Raw genomic sequence first — 15,946 nt, 5'->3', positions numbered from 1 at the left:
GGGATATTGATGAATGTTAGTTTTGATAAATAATCAATAAAATCAAGTAGTTGAACATATCTTTTTTTTGGTCGATTATAACTCCAACCGAATAGGGAAACGCGAATATGCCTAAAATAGTCGCGCCTCAACACGCAGATGAAAAGCCAGGTCGGACGAGGGAACTTGTCACCTTCGCCGTTCTGGCATTCGGAATCTGGCCCATTCTGGCGGTCGGATTTGTCGGAGCCTATGGCTTTATCGTCTGGATGTTCCAGATCATTTACGGCCCGCCGGGGCCGCCTGGCCATTGAGGGCGAGATGATGATGGAAGTCTCTCTCAGCCGGCGCGATTTCCTGCGCGGCGGGCAAAAAAATAGACCACGCATCTGTCCCCCCGGGGTCGCGTTGAGCGACCTCGCCGCGTGCAGCGGTTGCGCAAAATGCGTCGAGGCCTGTCCTACCGGCATCATCGCCATGGCGGACGGTTTGCCTTGCGTGGATTTCTCCGCCGGGGAATGCACCTTTTGCGGCAAATGCGCGGAGGCCTGTCCCGAACCGGTCTTTGCTGCCCCCACGGCACAGCGCTTCGGTCATGTCATGGCGATCGGTGAGGGGTGTCTCGCCTTCGGCAATATCGATTGTCAGGCCTGCCGCGATGCCTGTCCGACCGAGGCCATCCGGTTTCGGCCCCGCCGCGGCGGCCCCTTCGTTCCGGAACTGCTGGAAGATGCCTGCACCGGTTGCGGGGCCTGCGTGTCCGTCTGTCCCGCCAGTGTGATCGAGATCAAAGATAGAGCCACGGAGATGCAATATGCCTGAAAATACAGGCCGGTATCATGTCTCAAGCGCTGTCGTGGCGGTGATGCCGCAGATGCGGGACGCCGTGTTCGGAACGCTTTCAACGCTCGACAATGTCGAGGTTCATGGCGAGGGCAACGGCAAGATTGTCATCGTCATAGACGGCACGAGCACCGGCATGCTGGGCGATACGCTCACTTATATTTCGACACTCGACGGTGTGATTGCCGCCAACATGGTTTTCGAACACGTCGACACAGAGGAGACAAGCGGCGATGAGCAGCGAACTGACGCGGCGTGATCTATTGAAGGCCCATGCCGCCGGCATTGCGGCGGCAACGGCGGGCATTGCACTGCCGGCCGCCGCCCAGCCGGTGCCGGGCGGTGTTTCCGCATTACAGATCAAATGGTCCAAGGCGCCCTGTCGTTTCTGCGGCACAGGCTGCGGCGTCATGGTCGGCGTCAAGGAAGGCAAGGTCGTCGCCACACATGGCGACATGCAGGCGGAGGTCAACCGCGGCCTCAACTGCATCAAGGGCTATTTCCTGTCCAAGATCATGTACGGCAAGGACCGCCTGCAGACCCCGCTTCTGCGCAAGAGAAACGGCGTCTACGCCAAGGATGGCGAGTTCGAGCCGGTGAGCTGGGACGAGGCCTTCGACGTGATGGCGCAGCAGTGCAAGCGGGTGTTGAAGGAGAAGGGGCCGACAGCCGTCGGCATGTTCGGCTCCGGCCAGTGGACGATCTTCGAAGGTTATGCGGCAACCAAGCTGATGCGCGCCGGCTTTCGCTCCAACAATCTTGATCCCAATGCCCGTCACTGCATGGCTTCGGCCGCTTACGCCTTCATGCGCACCTTCGGCATGGACGAGCCGATGGGCTGTTACGACGATTTCGAACATGCCGATGCCTTCGTGCTCTGGGGCTCGAACATGGCGGAGATGCATCCCATCCTGTGGACCCGCATTGCCGACCGGCGTCTGGGATTTGACCACGTGAAGGTGGCAGTGCTTTCGACCTTCACCCATCGCAGCATGGACCTGGCCGATGTTCCGATCATCTTCAAACCGGGTACGGACCTCGTCATCCTCAATTACATCGCTAACCACATCATCAAGACCGGCCGCGTCAACGAAGACTTCGTGAAGAACCACACGAAATTCGTGCGCGGCGTCACCGATATTGGTTATGGCCTGCGGCCCGACAATCCGGTGGAGGTGAATGCCGCCAATTCCGCCGATCCGACCAAGACGGAAGCGATCGATTTCGAGACCTTCAAGGAATTCGTCTCCGAATACACGCTGGAAAAGACCGCTGCCATGACCGGCGTGGAAGCCGGTTTTCTGGAGGAGCTGGCCGAGCTTTATGCGGACCCGAACCGCAAGGTCATGTCGCTGTGGACCATGGGTTTCAACCAGCATGTGCGCGGCGTCTGGGCCAACCAGATGGTCTATAATATCCACCTTCTGACCGGCAAGATTTCCGAGCCGGGCAACAGCCCGTTCTCGCTCACCGGCCAGCCCTCGGCTTGCGGCACGGCGCGCGAGGTGGGCACCTTCGCCCATCGCCTGCCGGCCGACATGACGGTGACCAATCCGGAACACCGCAAACATGCCGAGGAAATCTGGCGCATCCCGCACGGCATCATCCCGGAAAAGCCGGGTTACCACGCCGTGCAGCAGGACCGCATGCTGCATGACGGCAAGCTGAATTTTTACTGGGTGCAGGTCAATAATAACGTCCAAGCCGGTCCCAACACCAAGAACGAGACCTATCAGGGCTATCGAAACCCGGAAAACTTCATCGTTGTTTCGGATGCCTATCCGACCATCACGGCCATGAGCGCCGACCTCATCCTGCCCGCCGCCATGTGGGTGGAGAAGGAGGGGGCCTATGGCAATGCCGAGCGGCGCACCCATGTCTGGCACCAGCTTGTCGAAGCCTCGGGCGAGGCGCGTTCCGATCTCTGGCAGCTGGTGGAATTCTCCAAGCGCTTTACCACGGATGAGGTGTGGCCGGCGGAGATACTGGACGCCAATCCCGCCTATCGCGGCAAGACGCTGTACGAGGTGCTCTACAAAGACAGCGATGTCGGCAAGTTCCCGTTAAGCGAGATCAATGGCGAATACGAGAACCAGGAAGCAAAACACTTCGGCTTCTATCTGCAGAAGGGTCTCTTCGAGGAATATGCGGCCTTCGGGCGCGGCCACGGCCATGATCTGGCGCCCTACGATGCCTATCACGAGGTGCGCGGCATGCGCTGGCCGGTGGTGGACGGCAAGGAAACGCTGTGGCGTTACCGCGAGGGTTACGACCCCTATGTCAAGCCGGGCGAGGGCGTGAAGTTCTACGGCAACAAGGACGGCAAGGCGGTCATCATCGCCGTGCCCTACGAACCGCCGGCGGAATCCCCGGATGCGGAATTCGATACCTGGCTGGTGACGGGCCGCGTGCTGGAGCACTGGCATTCCGGTTCCATGACCATGCGTGTGCCGGAACTCTACAAGGCTTTCCCCGGCGCCCGCTGTTTCATGAATGCCGACGATGCGCGCAAGCGCGGGCTCAACCAGGGCGCGGAAATCCGCATCGTTTCGCGCCGTGGCGAAATACGCTCCCGCGTGGAAACACGCGGCCGCAACCGCATGCCGCCCGGCGTCATCTTCGTTCCCTGGTTCGATGCCAGCCAGCTCATCAACAAGGTGACTCTCGACGCAACCGATCCCATCTCCAAGCAGACGGATTTCAAGAAATGCGCAGTCAAGATAGAGCCAGTCGCATGATCAGGAAACACGGATGGATCGCCGCCACGCTTCTGGTCGTGGCGCTGGCGACGGGGGCCGTTGCGCAGATGGTGCCGGAATTGTCCGGCCCGCGCGGCGACGCCATGCAGACCGAACCCGCCAAACCCCTGCCGAAATGGGTGATCGACGATTTCAGGCGCATGCGCGCTTACCCGGAGCAGCCGCCGGTCATCCCGCATTCGATCGACGGTTACCAGCTTTCGGTTAATGCCAACCGCTGTCTCTCCTGTCACAAGCGCGAATTCACCCAGGACTCCGGCGCGCCGATGATCAGCGTCACCCATTACATGACGCGCGAAGGCCAGATGCTGGCGGATGTTTCACCGCGCCGTTATTTCTGCACGGCCTGCCATGTGCCGCAGGCTGACACACGGCCGCTCGTGCCCAACACCTTTCAGGACATGAGCGAGATGGGCGTCAAACCGGCGGGTAGCGAATGATGATCGCCCGTGTGAAAAAACTTCTCGTTTGGCTCTGGGCGGTTCTGACGACGCCGGCCGGCACGCTCAGCCTCGCCTTCCTCACCCTTGGCGGTTTCGTCGGCGGTGTCATGTTCTGGGGCGCCTTCAATACCGCGCTCGAAATGACCAACAAGGAGGCCTTCTGCATTTCCTGCCACGAGATGCGCGCGAATGTTTATGAGGAACTGACGCGGACGGTGCATTTCTCCAATCGCTCCGGCGTGCGCGCCTCCTGCCCGGATTGCCATGTGCCGCATGAGTGGACGGACAAGATCGCCCGCAAGATGCAGGCCTCGAAGGAGGTCTGGGGCAAGATTTTCGGCACCATCGATACGCGCAAGAAGTTCCTCGACAAGCGGCTGGAGCTTGCCCAGCACGAATGGTCGCGCCTCAAAGCCAATGACAGCCTGGAATGCCGCAATTGCCATTCCTCCGCCGCCATGGATTTTACCAAACAGACGCAGCGCGCCGCCGATATTCATTCCAAATATCTGCTGACGGGTAAGGCCACCTGCATCGATTGCCATAAAGGCATCGCCCATGAATTGCCCAATATGGAAGGCATAGACCCCGGCTGGAAAATGCCGCCGGCGCTCAACGACCAGCCGGGGCCAACGGCGTCCGCCGTCGACGACCTGCGTCGGGCGATGACGGATGTGCACCGGAACGTTTTTTGAATATCGAGGCGATCGGTTGAGGAGCCGTGACCGGCTTCAGACCCGGCCGGCTTCTTCGATGAACCGGCGCACCAGCGGCAGATGCCGCCTTTCGGCAAGGCAGATCGCATATTCGTCGATGAGTTCGTTGGCGTCGCTGAGCGGCACGAAGGAAAGGCGTGCATCGTGGCCGAATTCCAGATCGGCCACCACGCCGCATCCCACCCCGTTGGCGATGGCTTCCCGTACGCCTTCGCGAGAGGAAATCTCGATGACGGGCTGGATGGAGATGCCGTGATCGGCAAGGTTCTTTTCGAAGATTTCACGGGTGCGCGACCCCCGCTCGCGCATGACGAAGGACAGGCCTTCGAGCTCGGCCATGAAAACGCTCTCCCGCTCAGCCAGCGGGTGAGAGACGGGCACGCACAGTCCGAGCCGCATGCTGAGGAATTTGACGCCGTAGAGGCGCGGATCGTCCGGTGCTCGGGCGGTAATGGCGACATCGGCCACCGACAGCGCCGGCAAGAGCATCGCGGACGATTTTCGCGTGCGCGTCGCCGGCCCGAACGCCTATACCATCGCCGTGTTCCCCGATACGCAGGACTATACGTCCAATGACGGTATCAAGCATCTGTTCGGCGAGATGACGCAATGGTTGGTCGACAATCGCGATAGCCACAAAATCGTCTTCATGAGCCATGTGGGCGATATCACCCAGAACAATCGTCCCGCTGAATGGGATGTCGCCGAACCGGCGCTGCGCAAGCTTGACGGCAAGGTGCCTTACGCGCTGCTGCCCGGCAACCACGATCAGGCGAATGGCGGAACCGCGGCCGATCACAGCTCGGTCGAACTGGACCGGTTACAGCGCCTGCGAAGCGATCCCCAACGCCTTCGCTCTCCCCCGCGGCCTTTTGAGCGCAGGAATGGTCATGCAATTTGCCGGCCGTCCGCGCGGTGAACGTCGGCAGGCACAGACCCAACCGTGTTTTGACGACGTTCTTACTTATTTGTTGGACCAGTATTAAGCATTTTTGCCAGGGTCGAGCAAATATGGCCTCTTCAATTGACATTTTCTTCGTAACATCCAACAATTGAACATCGGATGGGAGGGGCCATGCACATCATTGATAAAGCGCCTTCCCTGGATGCGCCGCGTGGTTCGGCCGTTGAGCGGCTGATAGCCAATATCCAGCGGATGATTTCGGACAGGAATCTCGCTTTCGGCGATGCATTGCCCACGGAGCGCGAGCTTGGCCTTATGCTGGGGGCGAGCCGCAATACGGTGCGCGAGGCTTTGCAATATCTGCGCGCCTACGGCGTCATCGACATCAGGCCGAAAACAGGCGCGGTGTTGACCAATCGTCAAAGTCACGCCGTCGATCGGCTGATGACATTGCATCATGCCATTTCGCCCGCCTCCTTCCGCGAGGTGCAGGGCTTCCGCAAAGTGGTGGAAACAGCGGCGGGGGAGATCGTGCTCTTGCGCGCGGCGCAAAGCGACCTCGACGCGCTGGATGCCGCCAATCGCAGGGTGCGGGAAAGCGTCGGCGTGGAGGAGGCCGCAGTGAATGATTTCGTCTTTCACGATCTCCTTGTGCAGTTGGCGGGTAACAGCGTGCTGCACGCCAGCTATCTTTCGCAGCGTAATGCCATGCTTGAAATCATGCGGATTGGAAAAGGCAATCGGCCCATTCACGATGCCACCTATACCGCGCATCAGGAGATTATCGATGCGCTGCGGGCGCGGGACCGCCTCGCTTTCAGTTATCTTCTGAGCCGGCACTTGGATTTCGGTCTCAGATTCATCGAGGCAAAAGACGGCGTTTCAGAAGATGTTGACGGGGCAGGAGGCGTTGATGAGGGAGTTTGAGGGCAAGATTGCCCTGGTAACGGGAACCTCCGGCATTGGCCGCGCGTCGGCGCTGGAATTGGCGCGCGCCGGCGCGCATGTCACCTGTCTGGGCATTGATGAAGCTGCAAATGATGGGTTGCGGGATGTGGCGCGGTCGGAAAAGCTCGATCTTGCCATCCGGACCTGCGACGTTGCCAGCAGCAGCGAGGTGGAAGCGGCCTTTTCGGCTTTCGAAGGGCTCGATGTGATCGTCAATTCCGCAGCCATTCACCCCTACGGAACCGTTGTGGACACCGATCCTGAAGTCTTTCTAAAGGCTTACGCGGTCAATGTCGGCTCCATACAGCTCACGGCCCGCCATGGCATCCCTTTGATGCAAAAGCGTGGCGGCGGCGCGATCGTCAATATTTCCTCCGTGCAGGGGCATGCCTGCCAGAAGAATGTCGCAGCCTATGCCGCCACAAAAGGCGCCATTCATGCCCTGACGCGGGCCATGGCGCTGGATCACGCGGGCGATCGCATCCGGGTCAACTCGGTCAGCCCCGGTTCCGTGCGCACGCCCATTCTGGAACTCGCCGCGCGAACCTTCGATGGTGCTGACGCCGACGTAGAGGAGGCCTTCCGCAGATTTGGCACCGCTCATCCCATTGGCCGGATTGGGAAGCCGGAAGAGATCGCGGGGCTGGTGCTGTTTCTGGCCTCGGACCGCGCCGGTTTCATCACCGGTGCCGATTACCTGATCGATGGCGGTCTGCTGGCGGGACTGGGGGTAAAATAGAGGCGATGAGCGCCGGCCTTCGTATGCGTATATTTGCGCTTTTGTGCTGTTTGATGCTGTATCTCTCTTGACATCGCCCTGCGAAAGGGCCGAGATTAAAGCGGCTTCGCATCGGGAGGACAGCGTGAAAAAACTGGATCGGCAATTGCGCGTCGGTGTGCTCGGTTGCGGGCCGATCGCCCAGTTCGCGCATTTCGAATCCACGGTGAAGGCCCGGAATACCAGGCTCTATGCGATCTGCGACGTCGTGCAGGATCTTGCCGCGCGCATGGGCGCGACCTATGAGCCGGACAAGGTGTATCATGATTACGATGCCATGCTTGCCGATCCGGAGCTTGAGGCGGTCGTCATCGCCACGTCCGACGCTTTCCACGTCCCGGCGGCGATCCGCGCGCTGGAAGCCGGCAAACACGTGCTGTGCGAAAAACCGGTTGGCGTCAGTGTCGAGGAAGTCGAGACCCTAGCCGAAACCGTGCGACGGACTGGCAAGGTGCTGCAGATCGGCCATATGAAGCGTTTCGATCCCGGCATAGAGGCGGCCAAACACTTCATCGACAATGAGATGGGCGAGCGATTGGCGCTGAAGGCCTGGTATTGCGACAGCACCCACCGCTACACGATGACCGATGCGGTGCAACCCTTGCCGGTTCTGTCGAAGGCGGCCCTGAAGCCGCGGGAAAATCCGAAGGCTGACCTCAAACGCTATTACATGCTGGCGCATGGCAGCCATCTGGTCGACATCGCCCGTCATCTTTGTGGCGATATCGAATGGGTGAGGGCGAGACTACTTCAGCGTTTCGGAGCCTATTGCTGGTTTGTCGAAACCGGCTTTGCCGATGGCACGCTCGGCCATCTGGACCTGACCGTGGCTGTGCGGATGGACTGGCACGAGGGCTTCCATATCTATGGCGAGAACGGCAGCGTCCTCGCAAAAACCCATAATCCCTGGTATTACAAGGCAAGCGAGGTGGAGATTTTCCGCGAGCGCACCGCATCCTATGAGCGGCCGCTGGGCGCGGACGGCCATTTCTATCGACGGCAACTCGAGGGTTTTGCAGAGGTCGTTCTCGACAGCGCACCGATGCGCGGCGCCGGCATCGAGGATGGGCTTGCTTCGGTTCGCGCCATGGCTGCCATCGCGAGATCCGTCGAGACCGGCCAGCGGATCGATGTCGCAACGATGACAGGGGCGGTCTGATGCAGGTGGGCATATTCGCCAAGACCTATCCGGGCACGGATCCTCTCGCGGTTCTCACGCGTGCTGCGGCCGATGGCTACGCCTGTGTGCAATATAATCTCGCCTGTTCCGGTCTCGCCTCGATGCCCGACGCCGTATCCGAGGAGGCCGTGGAAGCCATCGCCACCGCCACCCGTGCGACGGGTGTCCGTATTGCCGCCCTTTCCGCGACCTATAACATGATCCATCCCGACCATGCGCGACGCATCGAGGGCATGAGGCGTCTTGGGGTCTGCCTTAAGGTCGCCGCGTGTCTTGCCATTCCCGTGGTGACGTTGTGCACGGGCACGCGCGACCGCGAGGACCAGTGGCGCCATCACCCCGACAATGACACGGCGGAAGCCTGGAGAGACCTTGTCGAACAGATGGCCGCTGCGGCGGAACAGGCTGATACCCTGGGGATCAGGCTCGGTATCGAGCCGGAGCAGGCCAATGTCGTGCGCAACGCGGACGATGCTGTTCGATTGATGCGGGAGATCGGCTCGCCATCCCTCGGCATCGTGCTCGATCCGGCCAACCTGTTTGAAAAGGCGGATGCCGACGGCGCGCGAGCGATCGTGGCCGACGCCATCGACCGGCTTGCCGGCCATATCGTGATGGCGCATGCCAAGGATCGCGATGCCGAGGGCGGATTTGTAACCGCCGGGCGCGGCGTCATCGACTTTCCGGATTTCATCAGGCGCCTCGATATCGCCGGTTTCGATGGCCCGGTCGTCACCCACGGACTTTCGGAACAGGAAGCACCGGACGTGCGGCGTTTTCTTGCCCGTCTCATCGCATGAGCAGATATCTTCACAGGCTGCCGGATGGGCGAAAGGTTCATATCGAAGATTGCGGCGCGGGCTTTCCGGTTATCTTTCAGCATGGGCTTGGCGGCGATCTCAGGCAGGTTGCGGATGGTTTTCCCGATGGGCTTTCATGTCGCCGCATCACGCTCGAATGCCGTGGCCATGGCCTTTCAGGGCTGGCGAGCGGCGAGTCTTATTCCATCGCCGGTTTTGCCGATGATCTGATCGCCGTTGCCGATGCGCTTGGCCTTGCGCGGTTCGCGATCGGCGGCATCTCCATGGGCGCGGCGATTGCGCTGCGTATCGCGGCCCTGCACCCCGGTCGGGTGACGGGCCTGATGCTCATCCGTCCCGCCTGGCTGGCGGAAGCTGCGCCGGAGAATATGAAGGCCTTTTCCGTGGTCGCCGATCATCTCCGGCAATCCGGGCGGAACGGACGGGCGGCGTTTCTTGCATCGCCCACGGGCCGCAGGCTTGCGCATGAGGCGCCGGACAATCTTGCCTCGCTTGCCGGCTTCTTCGATCATCCTGAACCCGCAGCCATTGCAGTGCTTCTGGACGCCATCGCAAGGGACGGTCCGGGTGTGGATGAAAGACAGATCCGCGCGCTCAAGGTGCCGGCCCTGGTGGTCGGACATGGGCTCGATCTCGTTCATCCGCTGGACTACGCCCACAGGCTGGGTGAAATGATCCCCGATGCCCGCGTCATTGCAATCACACCCAAGGCCGTCGACAGGGCAGGCTACAGCGCCGACTTGCACGCTGCCCTCACCGACTTCATCCGGTATCTCGACACATTCCAGGAGACATGCGCATGACCATGAAAGCCGCAGCCAATTGGTTCGAGGCTCTGCCGCGGGACCGTCTCCTGGGCGAGTTTTCGTTGTGGTCGGCCGATCTCGCCAACCTGGAACGGGAAATCGCCCGCGTCGATCCGCATGTGGATATTTACCATGCCGATGTCGCCGATGGCCGTTTCGCGCCCTCGTTCCTGTTTTTCCCGGATCAGCTTTCGCGTATCCGTAAATTGACGTTTCGTCCCATACATGTCCATCTGATGGTGGAGGGCGATATCGTGCTCAGCCAGATCCGTCAGTTCGCCGAAGCGGGCGCCGACCTGATTTCCATACATCCGGAAAATGGCGCGGTGACGCCGCAGGCCATTGCGCTGATCCGTGAATTGGGTCCCAAGGCGGGTGTGGTGCTGCGTCTGGAAACGCCTGTCGAGACAATCCGGCCGCTTGTGGCGGATATCGACTTCGTCACGCTGCTGGGAACGGCCATCGGCGTCAAGGGGCAGGGGCTTTCCGAGGCGGCTTGCCCGCGCCTGATCGAGGCGGCGGCCATCCTCAAGGCGCAGGGGCGCGGCGATGTCGTGCTGGCGGCCGATGGCGGTATTCGGGATAATACGGTGCCGCTGTTGCGCGAGGCCGGCGCACAGACCGTGGTCCTCGGATCGCTCGCCTTCAACGACCCGGATCTGGCGGGTCGTATCGCCTGGCTGCGCGCGCTTTAGTGCATTTCCAGTAAAAGTGCGAAGCGGTTTTACGTCCGGAAAATGCGTGAAAACAAAGAACTGGAGCACGTCCATCGACGAAGCTCAGGCGACGATCAGCTGGGTGCCCGCCTTCCTGATCGCCGTCATGATGGCATCCGGCGGCCAGGCATCCGTCACGACAAAAGTGATCTGGCTGAAGGTCGCCACGCGCGCGAAGGCGGTGACGTTGAATTTACTCTGATCGATGAGAGCGATGGTGCGCGTCGCCATTTTGATCATGGCCGCCGTTTCGGAGGCTTCCTCGAGCCTGCCCATCGAAATACCGCTAGCTGAAATGCCTGTCGCGCCGATGACGGCGGTGTCGGCGCTGATGCCCGGTACTTCGGCAAAGCCAACGGTGCCGATGGTGACCTGTGAGACCGGCCAGTAGATTCCCCCGAGAATATGCAGCGTGCGCAGCGCGTTTTCCGGCGCCACTGGCGGCAGGCGCAGATTGTTGGTGATGACCGTCAGGTTCTGCCTTTCGCCAAGCGCCGCAGCGAAATAACAGGTGGACGATCCGCCGTTGACGATCAGTGTTTCGCCGTCGCGGATGAGGTCCGCTGCCGCCTTGCCCATACGCTGTTTGGCGGCAGTAAAGGCGTCCATCCGCGTGCCGAGCGTGGTGTCGACCCTGACCAGCGCGTCATTGTAGATCGCCCCGCCATGGGTACGCAGGATCAGGCCGCGACTTTCCAGTTGGTCGAGGTCGCGGCGGATCGTGTCGCGCGACACCGAAAGCTGCTCGACCATCTCCGCGACGGTCATTTGACCGTTCCGGCGCAGGAGATCGATCAGGCGATTGTGACGAACGGCCGGAAGCGCCGCGCTGCCCGGGCTTTGGGCAGGAGAGGCCGCACTGTCGGTTTCGTCTGTCATCGGCGTTTACTCACGGTCATGAAAAAAGGCCAGCTTGCCGCCGGCCGCTTTCCTTAAAACATGCACCCGGCAGTGGGAGCAACCTTATTCCACGCAAAGACACAGATGCTGTCGCTCCGCATGGCTCAGCCTCCAATCATCAGCTTCACGACCTCGTCATGCGTGGTCTCGGAGATTGCTCTCTCGCCCGCGACAATCCCGCGGCGCAGGACGACGATCCGGTCGGAGACGGCGAAAATATCCTGCAGATTGTGCGAGATGAAAATCACGCCGCGCCCCTGCGCCTTCAGCGATTTGATCAGTGAAATGACCTTGCGCTGCTCCGGTACGCCAAGGGCCGCCGTCGGCTCGTCCATGATCAGGATTCTGGCGTTCCAGTAGACCGCACGTCCGATAGCCACCGCCTGCCGCTGGCCGCCGGAGAAATTGCTCACCGGCGCATCCAGGCGTTTGACGTGGAAATCGAGCCTGGCCATGGTTTCTGCGGCGGCATCCGCCATGCGCTTGCGATCAAGAACCGGCAGGAAGCCGAAGAGCTTTTTCATGGGCTCGCGACCGAGGAAGATATTTGCGCCGATTGTCAGATTATCCGCCAGCGCAAGATCCTGATAGATGGTCTCGACACCCAGTTCCCGCGCCTCCTGGGGCGAGGAGAATTTGACGGGCCTGCCTTCAATCAGGATTTCGCCCGAGCTTGGCGGATAGACGCCCGACAGTGTCTTGATCATGGTGGTTTTGCCGGCGCCATTGTCGCCGGCCAGCGCCACCACCTCACCCGGACGAACCAGCAGGGAACAATTTTCCAGCGCCTTCACCGCGCCGAAATGGCGGGAAAGATTGCGAACCTCGAGAAGCGGTTGACTATTCATCCTGCTTGCCTCCGCTGAACCGGCGCTGGGCCTGATCGATCAGCACTGAAATGATGATGACGATGCCGACGGCAATGAATTGCCAGAATGGCTCGACGTTGAGAAAGACAAGGCCATATTGGATGACGGCGATCACCAGCGCGCCGGCCACCGTGCCGATGATCGAGCCGGAACCGCCGAAAAGCGATGCGCCGCCGATCACCACTGCGGCGACCGAGTCGAGCAGCAGGGGCTCGCCCGCCTGTGCGGCGCCGGCGGTGAAGCGGGCCGCATAGAGCGCGCCGCCGAGACCTGCACACATGGCCGAGAGGACATAGAGCTTGAGAATATGTTTCTTGATGTCGATGCCGGCGCGCCGGGCCGCCTGAACATTGGCGCCGATGGCGTAATTATGTTGACCGAAGCGCGTCTGGCTCAGCACATAATGCATGATGAGCACAAAGGCGGCGGCGACCAGCACCAGATAGGGAACGCCAAAAAAACGGCCGTTGCCAAGGGCGGCTAGCCACGAGTTGGATACCGGGACAGTCGTGCCGGAAGCAAGCAGAAAGGCGGTGCCGCGCGCAACGCCGAACATGCCAAGCGTACCGATAAAGGGCGGCACCTTCAGCCGTGAAATCAGCAGCCCATTGATCACGCCCGGTACGCCCGCCGCCAGAACCGCAAAGGCGATCCCGATCAGCATCGCGACGGGAGCGGGGAAATAAAGCCCGGCAATATTGGTCACATGGGCCGCCACGACCGCTGCCAGCCCCATGATGAAACCAGTCGAAAGGTCGATGCCGCCCGAAATGATGACATATGTCTGGCCGATGGCGATCAACAGCGGGGCGACGGCGAATACCGCCACGGATTGCCAGTTGAAGGCGGACAGAACGAAGGTGCCGCCGAAAGACAGCCGCGCCCAGATTTCAAACGTTACGATGAGCGCCGCGAGAAAAAGCCAGGCGCGAAGCTGAGCCACCCGCTGCACGAACGTCTTGCTCACTTCGGCGTGGTCCGCCTGCGGGGCGACGGACTTTTCATCTGAAGTCGTCATGGTGGGGATATCCATCATTGTATCTTCCCGGCGGCCGGGCGCCCATCGCCCGCCGCAAAACATCCAGGTAAAATGACGCCCGCCCCGCTGGCGGGACGGACGCCCAGTTGTCGGGAGGCTACCTGTTATTCCGAGTAGATGAACTTCGCGACCTTCGGATCGGACAGGTTCGACTTGTCGATCACCGTGAAGCCGGTACCGATGGCGGTGGGAATGGAATTACCGGTCAGGTGCGCGTAGGCTGCCATGACGCCGAAATAACCGATTTCCGCTGGATGCTGGGCAATGGCCATGTCGACAAGGCCGGCATTGATATTGTCGACAATGCTGCCGGGCGCATCAAAAGCCACGACCTTGATGGTGCCGGATTGACCCGCCTGCTTTACGCCATTCGCGGCGCCAAGTGCGGAAAACAGGTTCGCGCCGAAGACGCCGGCAAGGTCGCTGTTGCGCGCGTAGACGGCCTGAAGCTGCGAAGCCGCCTTGTTGGCGTCGTTATCGTTAAACTGCGTTTCCAGAACCGTGATGCCGGGATATTTGGCCATCTCCTGCTTGAAGCCCTGCTCACGCTGATCGGTTGTCGAAATTCCCGGTTTAACGTTGGAGACGTATACCTTGCCTTTTTCACCGATCGCCTTGGCCAGCGAGCGCGCGGCGATCTCTCCGCCGAGCACATTGTCAGACGCAATGTAGGAGATCGGGAAATCAGCGTCGCCGCCGCCGGTCTGATAAACGCCGGTTCCGATGAATGTATCGACGGTGATCACCGGAATGCCGGCATCCGCGGCCTTTTTCAGCGGTTGCACGAGCTGGGTCTTGTCCGTCGGGGCAATCAGGATGGCGTCCGGATTTTTGGCGATCACGGCGTCGAGAACCGGAACCTGGGTGACGGGGTTAAAATCCGGTGCGCCCTGAAACACCAATGTAACGCCGACCGCCTTGGCGGCGGCTTCCGCGCCCTTGCGCATGGTGATGTAAAAGGCGTCCGTGGTCAGGCCCGGAACGAGGGCGATGGTATATTTCTTGTCCTGCGCGCTTGCCGGTCCTGATGTCAGCGCGGCAGCCGCGGCAATCGATGTGACTGCTGCGGCCTTGAAGAATGAACGGCGCTCCATAGTCTCCTCCTTATGTGAGCTGAATTCTTCACGCCGGCAAATCCTCCATAAACCGGCTGAAAATCATATTCACGCCCGCAAAGTGCGTCCGTCAAGTGAAATTTCTTCCTGAAAATAATTTCTTGCGTTTTTATGCGTTTTTCAGAGGGCCGGTGACGGTTAGGCCGCCGCGCCCCCGTCGCTTTGCAGAAGGTCAAGAATGGCCTGTGCGGTCGCGGTATCGGTCACCACGGCGTTGATCATGCCCGAACGCACTGCGCCGATGACGCCAGCTGCCTTTTCCACCGTGGCCAGAACGCCGATCGACAGCCGGGTATTGCGCAATTGATCCGGTGAGGCGGCGATCATTCTTTCCTCGCCATCCCAGGCCAGCGGATGCCCCTCAATATCGAAATAATGGCGGATGACATCGCCGACAGCGCCCAGACTTTTTTCGTTGTTGGTGGCGGCGCTCGCTTCGGGTGGGTTGATGGCATGCGGCAGGCCGATGCCGACGATGCAGCAGTCGAGCCGGTCCCAGAGGCCGGTGGTTTCCTGCACGCCCGGATCGTTCAAAAACGCGTCTCGCAATGTCGTCGACGAAAGGTAAGGGGCGTGCAGGAAATGCGGTGTCCCCCCCAGTTGTTCGGCCGCCTGTCTTGTAAATTCGTTGATCTGGAAATGCGCCGCTGCCTGCTGCATCCCGCCATTCATCGGCACGGCCACAATGCCCGGAATGCGTATCAGACCCGCCGTGAGCACTTCGCGTACCGCACGTCCCCAGCCTATTCCGATAACCGACCCCGCGCCGAGGCCTTCCTCTTTCAACAGGGCGCCAAGCGGCGCGGCCAGCGCGCCAAGCACACCGGTTGCCGGTGTGTCGATCACCGCCGCCCGTTTCAGGCCCAGCGCCTGAATGAGGTTCTCGTTTATATCTTCGGGGGAGACGAGATCGAGCACTTCGATGCGCACGATGCCGATGGCGCGGGCCTTTTGCAGCAGGCGTGACACGGTTGCCGTCGATACGCCGAGCTTCCGGGCGATATCCACCTGGGCCATGTCGGCCTCATAATGCAGCTTGGCCACCATATGGATCATGGCGCGTGTTGCGGGTGTTTCCTGGGCTGGTTGGGGAGGCATCTTGCAATTCCTTTCTGAAACGTGTTACAAGA

Annotated in this window: 19 protein-coding genes; 13 read left to right on the top strand and 6 right to left on the bottom strand. The window is 60.7% G+C overall.

From position 1 onward, the window contains the following. Positions 1 to 107 precede the first annotated feature (107 nt). The 6 genes from napE to EM858_RS12120 are packed head-to-tail and all read left to right on the top strand — an operon-like array spanning position 108 to position 4,719. Positions 108 to 293: a periplasmic nitrate reductase, NapE protein gene (napE, locus tag EM858_RS12145; protein ID WP_022557563.1), complete on the top strand. Its 186-nt coding sequence runs from the start codon at positions 108 to 110 to the stop codon at positions 291 to 293. A 7-nt stretch (positions 294 to 300) separates the two neighbouring features. Further along, a complete protein-coding gene (locus EM858_RS12140; RefSeq protein WP_035208404.1) occupies positions 301 to 801 on the top strand; it encodes a ferredoxin-type protein NapF in 501 nt (166 codons plus the stop codon). Then, positions 794 to 1,081, top strand: coding sequence for a chaperone NapD (locus tag EM858_RS12135; protein ID WP_080820504.1), 288 nt, complete (start codon positions 794 to 796; stop codon positions 1,079 to 1,081). The genes EM858_RS12140 and EM858_RS12135 overlap by 8 nt, the downstream gene beginning before the upstream one ends. Then, positions 1,056 to 3,560, top strand: a complete 2,505-nt coding sequence (napA, locus tag EM858_RS12130; RefSeq protein WP_080820506.1) for a periplasmic nitrate reductase subunit alpha — start codon at positions 1,056 to 1,058, stop codon at positions 3,558 to 3,560. The genes EM858_RS12135 and napA overlap by 26 nt, the downstream gene beginning before the upstream one ends. Then, positions 3,530 to 4,021, top strand: a complete 492-nt coding sequence (locus EM858_RS12125) for a nitrate reductase cytochrome c-type subunit (RefSeq protein WP_080820507.1) — start codon at positions 3,530 to 3,532, stop codon at positions 4,019 to 4,021. Before napA ends, EM858_RS12125 begins: the two co-directional genes overlap by 31 nt. Positions 4,022 to 4,023: 2 nt before the next feature. Next, positions 4,024 to 4,719, top strand: a complete 696-nt coding sequence (locus EM858_RS12120) for a cytochrome c3 family protein (RefSeq protein WP_031234041.1) — start codon at positions 4,024 to 4,026, stop codon at positions 4,717 to 4,719. 36 nt (positions 4,720 to 4,755) lie between these two features. Here EM858_RS12120 and EM858_RS12115 read toward each other — a convergent pair whose 3' ends face one another. After that, on the bottom strand, positions 4,756 to 5,229 hold the full coding sequence (locus EM858_RS12115; RefSeq protein WP_244557358.1) for a LysR substrate-binding domain-containing protein: 474 nt from the start codon (positions 5,227 to 5,229) through the stop codon (positions 4,756 to 4,758). On the opposite strand from EM858_RS12115, the gene EM858_RS12110 reads away from it, so the two are divergent. The 7 genes from EM858_RS12110 (at position 5,192) to EM858_RS12080 (ending at position 10,872) form a co-directional block, all read left to right on the top strand. Next, the gene (locus EM858_RS12110; protein ID WP_233284796.1) at positions 5,192 to 5,659 is read left to right on the top strand and encodes a metallophosphoesterase; all 468 of its coding nucleotides are present in this window, start codon (positions 5,192 to 5,194) and stop codon (positions 5,657 to 5,659) included. The genes EM858_RS12115 and EM858_RS12110 overlap by 38 nt on opposite strands. A 144-nt stretch (positions 5,660 to 5,803) precedes the next feature. Then, complete coding sequence (locus EM858_RS12105; RefSeq protein ID WP_080820509.1) at positions 5,804 to 6,571, top strand: FCD domain-containing protein; 768 nt, start codon at positions 5,804 to 5,806, stop codon at positions 6,569 to 6,571. Beyond that, the gene (locus EM858_RS12100) at positions 6,558 to 7,331 is read left to right on the top strand and encodes an SDR family oxidoreductase (protein ID WP_080820511.1); all 774 of its coding nucleotides are present in this window, start codon (positions 6,558 to 6,560) and stop codon (positions 7,329 to 7,331) included. The genes EM858_RS12105 and EM858_RS12100 overlap by 14 nt, the downstream gene beginning before the upstream one ends. A 124-nt stretch (positions 7,332 to 7,455) precedes the next feature. Then, a complete protein-coding gene (locus tag EM858_RS12095; RefSeq protein ID WP_080820512.1) occupies positions 7,456 to 8,529 on the top strand; it encodes a Gfo/Idh/MocA family oxidoreductase in 1,074 nt (357 codons plus the stop codon). Then, a complete protein-coding gene (locus EM858_RS12090; protein ID WP_127756841.1) occupies positions 8,529 to 9,350 on the top strand; it encodes a sugar phosphate isomerase/epimerase in 822 nt (273 codons plus the stop codon). Before EM858_RS12095 ends, EM858_RS12090 begins: the two co-directional genes overlap by 1 nt. Then, on the top strand, positions 9,347 to 10,174 hold the full coding sequence (locus tag EM858_RS12085; RefSeq protein WP_127756840.1) for an alpha/beta hydrolase: 828 nt from the start codon (positions 9,347 to 9,349) through the stop codon (positions 10,172 to 10,174). Before EM858_RS12090 ends, EM858_RS12085 begins: the two co-directional genes overlap by 4 nt. Beyond that, positions 10,171 to 10,872 carry a ribulose-phosphate 3-epimerase gene (locus EM858_RS12080; protein WP_080820517.1) on the top strand — a complete coding sequence of 234 codons (702 nt, stop codon included), beginning with the start codon at positions 10,171 to 10,173 and terminating at the stop codon, positions 10,870 to 10,872. Before EM858_RS12085 ends, EM858_RS12080 begins: the two co-directional genes overlap by 4 nt. An 84-nt stretch (positions 10,873 to 10,956) precedes the next feature. Here the strand turns inward: EM858_RS12080 and EM858_RS12075 are convergent, their stop codons facing one another. The 5 genes from EM858_RS12075 to EM858_RS12055 form a co-directional block, all read right to left on the bottom strand. Further along, positions 10,957 to 11,772: a DeoR/GlpR family DNA-binding transcription regulator gene (locus tag EM858_RS12075; protein ID WP_127756839.1), complete on the bottom strand. Its 816-nt coding sequence runs from the start codon at positions 11,770 to 11,772 to the stop codon at positions 10,957 to 10,959. 125 nt (positions 11,773 to 11,897) lie between these two features. Continuing rightward, positions 11,898 to 12,641 (bottom strand): ATP-binding cassette domain-containing protein, encoded by a 744-nt coding sequence (locus tag EM858_RS12070; protein ID WP_080820521.1) that lies wholly within the window; start codon positions 12,639 to 12,641, stop codon positions 11,898 to 11,900. Next, positions 12,634 to 13,680: a ribose ABC transporter gene (locus EM858_RS12065; protein WP_233284797.1), complete on the bottom strand. Its 1,047-nt coding sequence runs from the start codon at positions 13,678 to 13,680 to the stop codon at positions 12,634 to 12,636. The genes EM858_RS12070 and EM858_RS12065 overlap by 8 nt, the downstream gene beginning before the upstream one ends. Before the next feature lie 125 nt (positions 13,681 to 13,805). Further along, entirely contained in the window at positions 13,806 to 14,795 is a 990-nt protein-coding gene (locus EM858_RS12060) for an ABC transporter substrate-binding protein (protein ID WP_080820523.1), read from the bottom strand. A gap of 159 nt (positions 14,796 to 14,954) precedes the next feature. Continuing rightward, complete coding sequence (locus EM858_RS12055) at positions 14,955 to 15,872, bottom strand: sugar-binding domain-containing protein (RefSeq protein WP_127756894.1); 918 nt, start codon at positions 15,870 to 15,872, stop codon at positions 14,955 to 14,957. Positions 15,873 to 15,946 lie beyond the last annotated feature (74 nt).

This window comes from Agrobacterium sp. CNPSo 2736 (genome assembly GCF_004005385.1).
GTDB lineage: Bacteria > Pseudomonadota > Alphaproteobacteria > Rhizobiales > Rhizobiaceae > Agrobacterium > Agrobacterium leguminum.
This window is presented reverse-complemented; position numbering and strand designations above follow the sequence as displayed.